At 31.4% G+C, this 14,030-nt stretch carries 9 protein-coding genes (1 of these 9 cut by a window edge); 6 read left to right on the top strand and 3 right to left on the bottom strand.

Translation table 11 applies throughout. The annotated features are described in order from the left end of the window. Positions 1-85 precede the first annotated feature (85 nt). From AQ1689_RS10230 to AQ1689_RS10215, 4 genes are all read left to right on the top strand, one after another. Positions 86-4,054 carry a VPS10 domain-containing protein gene (locus AQ1689_RS10230; RefSeq protein ID WP_101956017.1) on the top strand — a complete coding sequence of 1,323 codons (3,969 nt, stop codon included), beginning with the start codon at positions 86-88 and terminating at the stop codon, positions 4,052-4,054. Positions 4,055-4,106: 52 nt separating this feature from the next. Further along, positions 4,107-4,268: a hypothetical protein gene (locus tag AQ1689_RS10225; RefSeq protein WP_180947576.1), complete on the top strand. Its 162-nt coding sequence runs from the start codon at positions 4,107-4,109 to the stop codon at positions 4,266-4,268. A 65-nt stretch (positions 4,269-4,333) separates the two neighbouring features. Then, positions 4,334-4,756 (top strand): hypothetical protein, encoded by a 423-nt coding sequence (locus tag AQ1689_RS10220; RefSeq protein ID WP_101915850.1) that lies wholly within the window; start codon positions 4,334-4,336, stop codon positions 4,754-4,756. A gap of 455 nt (positions 4,757-5,211) precedes the next feature. Beyond that, positions 5,212-5,556, top strand: coding sequence for a hypothetical protein (locus tag AQ1689_RS10215; RefSeq protein ID WP_101915849.1), 345 nt, complete (start codon positions 5,212-5,214; stop codon positions 5,554-5,556). Between the two features lie 80 nt (positions 5,557-5,636). On the opposite strand, the gene uvrB is transcribed toward AQ1689_RS10215, so the two are convergent. The 3 genes from uvrB to AQ1689_RS13235 form a co-directional block, all read right to left on the bottom strand. Continuing rightward, entirely contained in the window at positions 5,637-7,631 is a 1,995-nt protein-coding gene (gene uvrB, locus AQ1689_RS10210; RefSeq protein ID WP_101956016.1) for an excinuclease ABC subunit UvrB, read from the bottom strand. 157 nt (positions 7,632-7,788) lie between these two features. Beyond that, positions 7,789-7,971: a hypothetical protein gene (locus AQ1689_RS10205; protein ID WP_101956015.1), complete on the bottom strand. Its 183-nt coding sequence runs from the start codon at positions 7,969-7,971 to the stop codon at positions 7,789-7,791. 24 nt (positions 7,972-7,995) lie between these two features. Next, on the bottom strand, positions 7,996-12,957 hold the full coding sequence (locus AQ1689_RS13235) for a PKD domain-containing protein (RefSeq protein ID WP_198913870.1): 4,962 nt from the start codon (positions 12,955-12,957) through the stop codon (positions 7,996-7,998). Between the two features lie 584 nt (positions 12,958-13,541). Between AQ1689_RS13235 and AQ1689_RS10180 the strand changes: the two genes are divergently transcribed. Further along, on the top strand, positions 13,542-13,733 hold the full coding sequence (locus AQ1689_RS10180) for a cold-shock protein (RefSeq protein WP_058884578.1): 192 nt from the start codon (positions 13,542-13,544) through the stop codon (positions 13,731-13,733). A 207-nt stretch (positions 13,734-13,940) separates the two neighbouring features. After that, on the top strand, positions 13,941-14,030 hold the start of the coding sequence (locus tag AQ1689_RS10175) for a cold-shock protein (protein WP_101956014.1). The gene runs 96 nt beyond the window's last position; the window shows 90 of its 186 coding nt (coding positions 1-90); it begins with the start codon at positions 13,941-13,943; the stop codon falls past the right edge of the window.

Below are 14,030 nucleotides of genomic sequence, written 5' to 3'. Positions count from 1 at the left end.
TATTTAATAGTCGTTCACCGTATTTTAATGTAATTACACCTTTTTTCATATTACTTTTGGAGATTAATCCCCTAAATATTTATAAATGAAACAAATAATAGTGAAATTACTTTTTTTAATCGCTTTTACTTTTCAAGTAAGCGCTCAAATTACAAATTACAAACAAGCCTCTTTAAAAGAAGGAGCAAACTTCTTTGAAATTGTACATAAAACAAGAAAAGAATTATCGGAAAGAAAACAACGTTCAAGAGGTGTTATTTCTAAAAAACAAAACAAAGCAACAAAACAGTTTGAACGTTGGGTTTGGATTTGGAAAGATAGAATTAACGCTGATGGTTCTTTTGTTAAGAAAGAAAATAAAAAAGAATACATCGATCTTTTATTAGCGAATTCAAACACACAAGCTCAAAGGTCAAATACCGTTACGTCGTGGGAGCAAATAGGTCCTAAAAAAAATGTGTTAGAAAACGGATATACCGCATATCCAGGTTTAGGAAGGGTTAATGTAGTAGCAACAGATGCTAATAATACTCAAATAATGTATGCCGGATCTGCCGCAGGAGGTTTGTGGAAAACAACTGATGGCGGAACAACTTGGTTGCCTAAAACAGATGATTTAGCAGGTTTAGGAGTTACCGATATTATTATTGATCCTCAAAATTCCAACATATTATATATGGCTACTGGTGATGAAGATGGAGGGCATGTTAATTCAATAGGTTTATTTAAATCAATAGATGCAGGTGAAAATTGGGCTGTAACAGGTTTAACGTTTTCATTAACGGATAATGAATATATTAGAGATTTAAGTTTTGCGCCTAATTCGTCTACTACAATTTATGCACTTACCAATGATGAAATTCAAAAATCTACCGATAGCGGTGCTACTTGGGTTAATATGAATACGACCCCAGATTATAGTGGTGATAATTTTCAAACCATAATTTTTGATCCTAATAATGCCAATAAAGTAGTGGTGTCTGACGCTTATGGAGGTTTATGGTATTCTTCTGATGGTGGAGCTAATTTTTCAGAACATTCAGTTTTACAAGGAAGTACACAAAACAAGTTAAAGCTAACAGCCTCTGCAAATGATACTGAAAATTTTTATGGAATTACCCAAGATGGTGTTTTTACAATTTTTCGTTTTGATAATACCGATACCGCTGCCGATAAAATTAGTGAAACAACTATAGCTAATTTTAATTCACAGTGGGGGTATAACCAATGTATCGCTGTATCGCCTACAAACAAAGATGATATTCTTGTAGGAGGTGTAAATGTGTATAAATCGACAGATAATGGTACTTCTTTTTCAATGTATTTAAACGCCTATGACGATCCTCGAGGGGTTGGTTTTTATGTACACCCTGATCATCATTATTTATCTTTTTTATCCGATGGTGTTACTGTTATAAATGCACATGATGGTGGAGTTCATAAAGGTGCTTTTACCGCTACAAAAGCCACAGGTGGTTGGACAGATATATCAGATGGTTTGGTAATTTCTCAACCCTACAATATTGCCATTACAGAAGGGCTTAATGGTGATGATTATATGATGGCAAACCAAGATAATGATGGTTTTTCAAAGGTTTCAAAAGGTGGTCGTCAAAAATGGGTAGCTTGTTCAGCAGGTGATGGAACAGCTACAGGAATTGATATTTCAGATTCAAATATTCGCTATTTAGGTGGAACTTATGGTGCTTTATACAGAACAAATGATGGCTACTCAAGTAGTGCATATTCAGCGGTAACAATTCTTTCAGATTCAAATGATGCTGATTTTATTTCTCCTTTAGCTTTACACCCAACAATTGCAGCAACTATTTACGCAGGGCATGGCGATGTAAAAAAATCTACAGACAGAGGTGTTACTTGGGCGGCTCTAAATACAGGTTTAGTAGAAACTTCTTTTTTAGATGTGTCTTTATATAATGGCGCTACAAGAATTTTTGCAATAGGTTATTCAAGAACAGATAAAACACTTAGAAGAAGTAATGACGATGGTGCAACTTGGGTTACAATTTCTAATCCTGCTTCAAATTTATCTATTAATAGTGTGTATGCCGTACCAAATACAGCTATTGTTTATGCAACAGTGGCATCATATAAAGCGGGTGAAAAAATTTATAAAAGTATCGATAATGGTGCTTCATGGGTAAATATCAGTGCTAATACGCCTAATATTATCATGAAAAAAATAATAGTAGATACTAATAAAAGCAATGAAACTATTTATGTAGGAACTGAATTAGGGCTTTATTATACCAATAATACAACTACTAATTGGACAAAATTAGGTACAGGTTTACCAAATGTTATTATTAGTGACATTAAAATAAGTAAAAGTAACGGAAATGTTTATGTAGGTACTTTTGGTAGAGGAATGTGGGTTTATAACGATCAAAAACATTTTAAAAGTGTTACCAATAATAACTGGTCTGAAACTACAAATTGGGAAGGTAAAACGTTACCAACTTCAGCTGATGATGTTGCAATAAAACAAGAACAAGATGTGGTATCGGTAAATGTAGCTGGAGTTACAGTAAAATCATTAGAAATTAACAATGCTAAATTAGAGATAAAAAACACCAATAGTTTAACAGTTGTTAACGATTATGTATCAATAATAAACGACAATACTTTTGTGTCAATTTTATCAGATGAAATAGGTAGTGGTGTTTTTATGGTAAATGGAAATGCAACAGGTAATCTTATGTATAGTAGAGGCGGTTTATTAGCGAATAAATGGTCTTTAATTTCATCGCCTGTAATTGGTCAAGGAGTTAAAGAATTTGCATTGGAAATATCAAATGATATTCGAAAAAATGCTGCTTCTAAATATGCAATATCTAAATATAATGATGCCAATTTAGTAGGGAGTAAATGGGAATATTTTGACCAAAATGTTAGTGAAAATACATTGTTTGAAAACGGAACAGGTTATGCAGTTTCTAGAGCAACAGCTGGTGCAGTTTCTTTTTCAGGAACAATGTATAACAGTAGCTTAAATGTAAGTGTATCTTCGGATAAATGGAATGCGATTGGAAATCCTTTTTCGGCGTATTACCCTGCTAATAAAAGAAATTTAGAAAACTTTATTGCAAATAATACGAGCAAATTAGCGAGTAATGCACAGGCAATATACTTATGGGAAAGTACTCAAAATAAATATGTTGCTTACACTAATTTAGCATCATCAACTCAAAAAGTATTAGCGCCAGGACAGGGGTTTTTTATCAAAACAAAAGCTTCAGAAACCGATCAAAAGGTAGTTTTTAAGAAAGCTAATATTGGTACAAAAACAACTTTAGCGGGAAATAATACGTTTAGTAGAGGTTCAGAAAATGGAACTCCTTATGTAAAATTATTTGTTGAAAAAAGTGACAAAGAAAAAATTAAGGTAAATACCGATATTATCTTTTCAAAAAATGCAACACAAGGATTTGATGCAACAATGGATGTTATAAACTTTGGAGACGCTACATTTGACTTAACTTCTAAAATTATAAATGAAGCAAAAAGCAATGTAAATAATGAATATGCAATTCAATCGGTTTCTTCGAATGCTATTGAAGGTCAAATTATTCCTTTAAAACTTACCGCAACATCAAAAGAAAAGGTAGTATTTTCATCAGTAATTCATAATTTACCTGAAAATATAAAGGTTTTTATAGAAGATAAAGAAACTGCAAAATTCCATGAAATAAGCAACACCAAAAATTATGAAGTAACTTTACAGAAAAACTCAAATGAATTTGGACGATTTTATATACATTTTTCTAAAAGAGCTTTAAATGAGTTAGAACCGAAATTAGTTGTATCAAATTTAAAAGTTTATACCGATCATAATTTATTACAGGTAATTGGTTATGATAGAGAATCGTTAATAATTGATATATTTGATATTATAGGTAAAAAAGTGCTAAGTAAAACGCTAAAATCAGCTGGGTTTAAAGGTTTAGACTTGAGTGATTTATCAGCAGGTGTTTATATTGTTAAAGTTGTTTCAGGAAATAAAAGAGTAACAAAAAAGGTTGTTGTAAAATAATTGACATAAAAATGAAGCCCAAATAACTAAGGCATCGTAAAATTAAGACAAGATGAATTCAGATAAAATAAATAGAAAAGAAGCGCTACAAAAAATAGGGAAATACGGTAAATATGCTAGTTTAACCGCATTAGGAACCTATTTAATTTTGAATCCTCAAAAAGCACAAGCGCAAAGCCCAAATACACCTGATATTCCAGGTACAAATTTTTAATAATTATTAATATAAAACACGGTATTACAATTGTAGTATCGTGTTTTTTTACAAAAAAAATACAAATGATATTGAATCATAGTTCTAAAATTATAATGATGCTAATTATGCCTTTATTATTTAGTTGTAAATCGGTTTTTATAAGTGACATTAAAAAACAATATATTTCGGCAGGTTCTAGGTTTGATACTTCAAAAATGAAGTATTCTGTTATTATAGAATCGTCAAAAGAGGCGTTTAAAGTTGTATCAATAGAAATTGCCGATAAAAAATATCAAAATTTAACGATTATTGAAATTCCAAACGGAAAGCTTAAAAATCAGCAAGAAATACTATCTGCGGGCACTTATCATGTTAGTATTAATGTAGGGGAGGCTATTTTTCCTAGAGAAAGTATTGAAAATTTAAAGTTAAATGTTTTAGTAAAAAACAACCCTTTAATTTTAGAGGGAAAAGTAACTGTTGAAAAAAAACGATTAAGAAGATAAAATTAAGAAGATAAAAAATGATCTTTTTTAATGTTTAATTGGTTGTAAATCATGTTTTTACTCTTAATGTAAACTAATTGTTACGCCTTTTTTTTGCCAATCTGTAATTTTAAAATTATAGATATTCTAAGACTTTTGGTTTTTAGTTGCAAAATAGATACTGATAATTCTGTTTTATTATCAAAATCTTTCATTAACTAATATCTTATTAATTAGAATTTTTAAGCTGTTTTTAAAAAAGCGATACATTTAGCTTTTTAACCCATTTTTAAGTAACTTTTTTATGAGTTTATGTTAAAGGTTTTCTAACATTGTAACCATTATTCTGCCGTAAGTTTGTACCGGTTTGCAAACCCAGTAACATTTTGACACTTAATTAACTATAAAGGTTAATAGGACAGAAAAAAATATAAAGAAAACAAAAATTCGGTTAAAATACCTTATTAAAAAACATTATGAAAACAATTAAATTTTTATTAGTAGCACTTTTTTTATCAGTAAACGTATTAGTTGCGAACGCTACAAATCCTTCGGATAAAAAAGAAGAATTAGTATTAATAAACAAAGAGGTTCATAAATTATTAAAGAACCCTAAATTTGAATTGAACTCTGACGTATCTGTAATCGTTAAATTAACAGTAAACAGTAAAAATGAATTGATAGTATTATCTGTAAATTCAAAAAATGATAATCAAAGAATAGAAAACTATATCAAAAACAGCTTAAATTACAAGAAAATAGCAGGAAAAGTTACAACTGATGTGTATAATTTACCTGTTACTTTAGTAGCAGCTAAATAATTAAAAACAATTAAATTTATTTTATTAAAAGGCTTTTATGATATTCATAGAAGCCTTTTTTTGTTTTAAAAAAACTAAATTTATGATTCTAAGCTTTTTCTTAAAACAGCAATTTCGTCACGCAATTTTGCGGCTACCATAAAATCTAAATTTTTAGCAGCAGCTTCCATCTCTTTTCGTTTATTTCTGATGCGTTTTTCTATTTCTTCTTTAGATAAAAATTGTAAATCTTGTTTAGCAACCTTATCAATCGCATTATCATAATGAAAAGAAGTAATAGTATCTTGAGAAAGCGTAGTATCTAGTTTTTTGTTGATTTGTGTTGGCGTAATACCATTTTTAGTATTGTAATCTTGCTGTTTTTTACGCCTATAATCGGTTTCATCCATAGTACGTTTCATGCTATTGGTAATTTTATCAGCATATAAAATAGCACGCCCGTTCACATTTCTTGCGGCTCTACCAACGGTTTGGGTTATCGAGCGATGACTGCGTAAAAAACCTTCTTTATCGGCATCTAAAATAGCAACTAACGATACTTCGGGTAAATCCAAACCTTCTCGCAATAAATTGACACCAATTAAAACATCAAACAAACCTCTTCGTAAATCTTGCATAATTTGAACCCGCTCTAAAGTATCTACATCCGAATGAATATAACGGCAACGAACTTGAATTCTGGTTAAATATTTTGCCAATTCTTCCGCCATTCTTTTGGTTAAAGTGGTTACCAAGGTTCGCTCGTCTTTTTCTACACGAATTTGAATTTCTTCAATTAAATTATCAATTTGATTTTCGCTGGGGCGGACTTCAATTATTGGGTCTAATAAACCCGTTGGGCGGATTACTTGCTCTACAAATACGCCTTCGGTTTTTTGCAATTCATAATCGGCAGGCGTTGCCGATACATAAATTACTTGGTTTTGTAATGCTTCAAATTCCTCAAATTTTAAAGGACGATTATCCATCGCCGCAGGCAAGCGAAAACCGTATTCTACTAAGTTTACTTTTCTGCTTTTATCGCCACCGTACATGGCGTGAGTTTGTGGTATCGTAACATGGCTTTCATCAATAACCATTAAAAAATCGTCAGGAAAATAGTCTAATAAACAGAATGGACGTGTACCAGGATCTCTACCATCTAAATATCTCGAATAATTTTCAATACCAGAACAATAACCTAATTCACGAATCATTTCTAAATCGAATTCGGTGCGTTCTAGTAAGCGTTTTGCTTCTAAATGTTTGCCGATTTCTTTAAAATAATCGACTTGTTTTACCATATCATCTTGTATGCTGTGAATGGCATTTTGCAAAACATCAGGAGAGGTTACAAACAAATTTGCAGGGTAAATAGTGAGTTCGTTTAACTTTTCAATACGCTGGTTATTTTCGATGTTAAAAGTTTCAATTTCTTCAATTTCATCGCCAAAAAAATGAATTTTATACCCGCTATCGCCATAAGATGGGTAAATAGTTACCACATCGCCTTTTACTTTAAAAGTCCCACTTTTTATTTCGGTTTCGGTGCGAGAATATAAACTGGTAACTAGTTTGTGTAAAAATTTGGTGCGTGAAATTTGTTGATCGACTTTTATTGGAATTACATTTTTTTTAAATTCCTTCGGATTTCCAATTCCGTATAAACAAGAAACTGATGCGATAACAATAATATCTCTACGCCCAGAAAGTAGGGATGAAGAGGTACTAATTCGTAGGCGTTCTATTTCATCATTAATAGACAAATCTTTTTCGATAAAAGTTCCTGTAACAGGAATATAGGCTTCGGGCTGATAATAATCGTAATAAGAAACAAAATATTCAACGGCATTGTTAGGAAAAAACTGCTTGAATTCGGCATATAATTGCGCCGCCAATGTTTTATTATGCGCTAAAACCAAGGTAGGACGGTTTACCTGAGCAACAACATTTGCCACGGTAAAGGTTTTACCAGAACCGGTAACGCCTAAAAGTGTTTGGTGTTTTTCGTTGGTGTTTAATCCGTTTACTAATTGTTTTATAGCGGTTGGCTGATCGCCAGTTGGCTTAAAGTTGGAGTGTAATTCAAAATTCATAAAACAAAAATACGGATTGTTTCTGTTAAAAACTATCGGTGTTCAATGCTGTTTTTTGTAACGAAATTTTTAATTTTTTTAATTTTTAAAGGGAAATAGGCAAATAAAAACCCTCGAATTTTCGAGGGTTTTAGGAATATAAAAGAAGTTAATTTAATTAAAATCTACTACCAGGAACTTCAGGACCACTTTGCGCTTGTGCTTTTTGTGGGTTTAAAATTAGATAGGTTCCTAATGCTGTTAAACTTGCATATTTTCCGTATTTCCCTATTTTTTTCAAGGCTTCTTTTCTTGAAATATCGTTACTATTATTACTGTTATTTTCGGTTTGTTTTTTCATAATATTTATGTTTTTTATTAAAAATTATTCTAAAATAATTTTCTTAGTAATTTTTCCTGTATTTGAAATTAATTCGACAATATAAACGCCTTTCGATGTTTTCGGTAATTCAATTAGGCTAACTCCTGTTGATTTGAATGAGTTATTAAAAATTGTTTTCCCTAGTATAGAATATACTTTTAAAGAAGCATTTTGTGTTTGTAAACCTGTAATGGTAATCGTGTTTTTATCAGATTTATAAATACTTACATTTTGTACCTCTTTATTAACAATAACATCAGGTTTTTTTGAAGTTGTATGAATATAAAACTGTCCTGCTCCTTTTGTGTTATTTTTAACTACGATTTTTTTATCAGAAATATTGGTAAATGTATTGGCAATTCTATCTTCTAAATAGATTTTTACATCCTCAGGAAGATTTTTAGCATCTACAGAAATACTTACTTCTTTACCCATTTTTGTTGTTAATCCAACAGGAATTACTAGTTCTTCAATTTTAGAAGTTGGCAGGGTTTGTATGGCTAATTTATTTCCTTTATTATCAGAAATTAATTCGGTAAATACTTCGAAATTACTAGAAACTCCCCCGAATAATTTAGAATCTGAACCGTTATCAAAACCAGTGGTTTTATTGTTTGCATAAAATACTTTGGTTGATTTCTGACGAGTTCCATCTTCTACAAATAATTCAAAAGAAGTTTTTGGTGCTTCTCTTTTAAAAGTATCGGTATTTTGATGGCTTTGATTTGCTTTGGTAAAAGTAACCGAACTATTTGCTGGCAATGCGTCAGTAGTTTCTATAAAGAAACCTTGTGCAGGCGCAATTTCTAAACTGTTTTGCTCATTATATACTTCATAAGTTGTACCATTCCATATCCAAATTGTTTTTTCGCTTATAGAAGTTTCGTTATTATTTAAAAAAGTAACAGCGTTGATGTAAGTTGTAAATGGGTTTCCAACTAAATTGTAATTATTTCTAGTTCCGTTATTAATTTCGATGTTTACATCGCTCGTGTTAATTTCTCCTGTGAAAGAAATATCGCTAGGTGTTGCTAATTTTAATGAATATCCTTTTGCTAGGTCAAAATTTCCTGTAGAATTTATTGTTTGATAATTCCAAGCTTTGGTAAGATGCTCATTATTAAAAGGTGCAAAACCGATATTTCCTCGTGTTCCTGAAGCGAAAGAAAGCGTTCCTCCAGTAATAAAGTTTTCAAGAGTTTCTTCTTTTAAAGGCGATGAAATTAAATACCAATCGGTGTTTTCAATATTTCTCTTATAAGTAACTGTTCCTGTAACGGCTGCTTTTGCCATAAAAGTAGCGCCCGATTCAATAGTTAAACTGTTAAATCTAACATCATTATTTGCTGTTGGATATGTTGATAATCCTGAAGGAATTACAATACGACTCGTTGAGGTTGGTAAGGTATTTGTACTCCAGTTTGATGCTGTGTTCCAATCATTATCCGTAGTTCCTTTCCAAGTAATATCGTCAGTTGTAATGGTTGAGGTTACACTTAAATTATCAATCCAAATACGAGTTCCGTACCCTGAAATATTTTTAAATTTGATTAAAATACTTGAATTTCCTGTAAAATCATTTAAATCGATGCTCTCTTTTCTCCAGTCAGATGCTTTTGAAGGAATAAAATCATTTGCTTCATTGTCATCAGGAGTTGCTTCTAAGTCACGAACTTGAACTGTTTCTAATTCAGTATGTGTTTTATTGTAAACTTCTGTCCAAGTTAATCCACAGTTCTTAGAAACTAACACCATTAATTTATCTGGAGAATCTGATTCTGCATCTGTACCGTATGCATTGGTGAATTTAGTATAAGATAAATCAAAAGACATTTTTTTATCTCCATCCGAAGAAAAATCTAAAGGATTGATAATTAATTCATCGATTTTATCCGTAGGATTATCGGCATTATTGATAATCATACAAGAAGAGTCTCCATTACCAGCATCGGTTCTTTTTTCCCATAAAATTTCATCATTATCATGATTTATAATTTCCCAATTAGCAATAGGGAATGTTCCTTCAAAGTCTTGATTATATGGTAAAGCAGTAACATCTTTTACGGTAACAAAACTTGTTTTGGTAGTGGTTATTCCTGTTCCAGTGGCATTTGTAGCGGTTAAAGTTACACTATAATTCCCTGCGGTATCGTAGGTTACTACTGGATTTTTTTCTGTAGAATTTGCAGGTGTTCCGCCTTCAAAAGTCCAATCCCAAGAAGTTGGTACTCCTGTTGAAGTATCATTAAATTGTACATTGTTTCCTAGACAGGTACTTTCTCCTTGTTTTTCAAAACTAGAAGTTGGTTTTTCTTTACTATCGAAATTAACGGTAACATTGTCAATCCAAATACGAGTTCCGTATCCTGATGTGTTTACAAATTTCACCAATACATTTGCTAATCCTTGATAATCACTAAGGTTTACACGCTCTTTTCTCCAGTCTGACGCTTTTGTAGGAATCCAATTGTTAGATTCATTTGCGTCTGTTGCAGGATCGTCAACAACATTTACAGTTTCTAAAACAGTATGTGTTTTTTCATATAAATTATCCCAAGTTGTACCACAATCGCTAGAAGCCATTACCATTAATTTATCTGGGCTATCAGCATCAAATTTGGTATAAGCAACATCGAAATAAAAATCGGTAGCGCCTACAGATAAATCTAAAGAAGGCATGATTATTTCATCCAATTCACCAATGGTTTCATTATCGGCATTGTTCATCATCATACAAAAACCATCGCCATTTCCAGCTAAATTACTTTGTTCAAATTGTAATTTTCCATCAAAATTACGAATATTCCAATCGGCAGGAGGGAAGGTTCCTGAAAAATCTTCGCTAAAAGATTGTGCCGTTGGTGTTTTTAAAACGATAAAACTATCTATGGTTTTTTCTGATGAACCATCAGTATTTTCAACTTTTAAGCTTACGTTGTAATTTCCGTAAGTATTATAGGTAACCGTAGGGTTTTGCTCGGTAGAGTTGGCAGGAGTTCCTCCAGGAAATTCCCAAGCCCACGTAGTTGCTGTTGTTCCTGTTGAGGTATCAAAAAATTGAACAACTTCACTTTCACATACTGAGTTTCTTTTTTTAGTGTAAAAATCGACTATAGGTCCTGTGCTGTTATCTAAAGAAACAGTAACGTTGTCTAACCAAACACGCGTTCCGTATCCTGATACATTTTTAAAACGAATGGCTAAATTTGCTTGTCCGTCATAACTACTTAAATCAACCAATTCTTTTCTCCAATGTGATTCTTGATTAGGAATCCAATCATTTGGTGATAATGCAGATAAAACAGTTTCTAATTCGGTATGTGTTTTTGAATATACTTCTGTCCAAGTAGCCCCACAATCGGTAGAAACTTCGGCTTTTAACATATCGGCACTCACTTCATCAAATTTAACATAAGCAACATCAAAATAAAGCTGTGCATTTTTAGCAGCTGTTAAATTATAAAAAGGTAATTGTAGGAAATCTTCTTTACCAATTTTATCATTATCGGCATTATTCATAACTACACACGATGAATCGCCATTTCCTGCTTCATCACTTTTTCCCCAAGCTAATTTTCCATCAGGATTGATAACTCTCCATCCTTGAGGCGGAAAAGTTCCTTCAAAATCTTCCGAAGTATTTGCTATTGAATGTTGGTCAACATCAATAAAATTTGCTGTTTCAGTCTTATTGTAACTTGTACCGTTAAAGCCATTCCAAACCTCTAATGTTACTTTATATTGCCCTTTAGTTGCGTAAGTAACTGTCGGGTTTTTTTCTGAAGATGTAGCAGGTGTTCCTCCTTCAAAAGTCCATTTCCAAGAAGTTGGATTTCCTGTTGAGTTATCTTTAAATTCGATACTTTGTGTACTACAAATTGCTGTTACATCGCTTTTAAAACTCGCAACAGGCGCATGAGGTAATATACCAGTAGCAATTAAATTGTCTGTTTGCCAAAGTAAGCTTCTTGAGTATTTAGCAATTGTAGTATCTTCTAGCCAACCATTCATTACGTCAACCTGATCTTTGGTAAACATAATTTGACAAGAAGTATTGTAATCCATATAATTTTCTACATTTGGATATACATTACACGCATTTAATTTATCTCTTGTACAACCTTCCGAACCCATTGTTGGCGGTGTATCATCAATTCCATCATTTTCAGCAGTCCAAGTTCCTTTGTCTTTATCACTTTCATGAAAGGTGTGTCTTAATCCAAAATAATGACCAAATTCATGCGACATTACTTTTTCAAAACCAACAGCACTAGACGAAGGATTGTCAGGGCAACCAGTTGCTCTTCCTAGATATCGCCAGTTAAAGACAACTCTTGGAACGGCGTCTTGTGTTGGTAAAAATGCGTGTCCTGAAGCGTAATTTCCTTCTGATATTCCGTTTGCAGCAGCTACAATAAATATCTGTAAATAGTATTTGTTGTTTTTTCCCCACCACCAATTGTTTGTGGTAATTTTAGGATCGTAACCATCTTCTACAAGCCCATCTTGAACACGCCAGTTCATTCCTGGGGTTTCTAAAAGATTTCCATCAGGGTCTTCGGTAGCTAATAGAAATTCGATGTTATCCATTTTTTGTTTTACGCCGTCAAATCTTGTATCAGAATCATTCCATTTTGGAAATTCTCCACGAAAATCTTTATTAACAACTTCCATTACGTCGTTAATTCTACACGCCATATTTTCTTTACTAACGGAACCAGCTTCACCCTGCCCGTTATGTAAAATATGAAAAACTACAGGGATTTGGTAATCTCTAACACCTGTTCTTTTGCTGGTTTTGTTGGTTCTTTGTTGTTTTTTAAATTTAGACATCGATTGTCTGAATTTAATATTATCTTTTTTAGATAATTTTGTACCACAACCGCTTGTAGTTGCTTTTTGACCGAAAGCAGTCAAAGCAAACAATAGCAAGGTTAGGGTTGAAAGGTAATTTTTAATATTCATAAAATTAAAAGTTCTATTTGTTAAATAAATTTTTTGTTAAAAAAATGCTGTAAAATGAATTGGTTTTTCAATTGTTTTTTGGGTATTTATTATCGTTTTTTTAGGTTAATTAGTTTTTAAAATGATATTTTCTGCTTTTTTAAATTTTTATCAAAGTAGTAATCTTAATTTTTTACATTATGATAACATTCGCTATTCTTTTTGTTTATATTATTTTATGTACGTTACTTATTTTTTATAGTATTATTTGAGTAATATATGAAAAGAAATAGGTAATATTAAATCAGTAAGTTTGGTTTTTTTACGGTAAAAGTGTATTTTTATTAGGGTTGTATTGAGTATTTACTAGTAAAAACACTTTTTTTTTGCTAATTTAGTATTTTTAATTTGATTTTCAATAAACTAACAAGTAGTTTATTTGTGTTAATTACTTGTAAAGTAATTTGGTATTTATACTCTTTAATTTTGATCAAAAAAAGTGGAACACAATAAATGATTTATTGCATTTTTTCAAAAAAAAACAATACATTTGCAACTAAACAAACGTTGTTTACACTAAAGTGAGCAACATATAATTAATTATTATGAATAGAGGTACCGTAAAATTCTTTAACGAGTCAAAAGGATTTGGATTTATTACAGAAGAAGGATCAAACAAAGAACATTTTGTACATGTTTCAGGATTAATCGATGAAATTCGTGAAAATGACGAAGTTGAATTCGAATTACAAGAAGGAAAAAAAGGATTAAACGCTGTTGACGTAAGAGTATTATAATATATTATTACCAGAGTAAACTTTTTAAAGAAAGCCTATCAATTTATTGATAGGCTTTTTTGCGGTTAAAATAGTGGCTTAATTCAAAATTGTAAAAAATAATGACAATAAAATTAATATTTACCATTATTTTAAATATTTGGCATTACATTTGCAGTACAATTAACGTTGCAATCAATTAAGTAAGCAACATATATTTTTTATATTATGAATAGAGGTACCGTAAAATTTTTTAACGAGTCAAAAGGATTTGGATTTATTACAGAAGAAGGATCAAACAAAGAGCATTTTGTACAC

The sequence above is a fragment of the Tenacibaculum finnmarkense genome (assembly GCF_900239185.1).
Lineage (GTDB): Bacteria > Bacteroidota > Bacteroidia > Flavobacteriales > Flavobacteriaceae > Polaribacter > Polaribacter finnmarkensis.
Note: the sequence above shows the minus strand (reverse complement) of the source record. Positions and strands in the feature narration are given on the sequence as shown.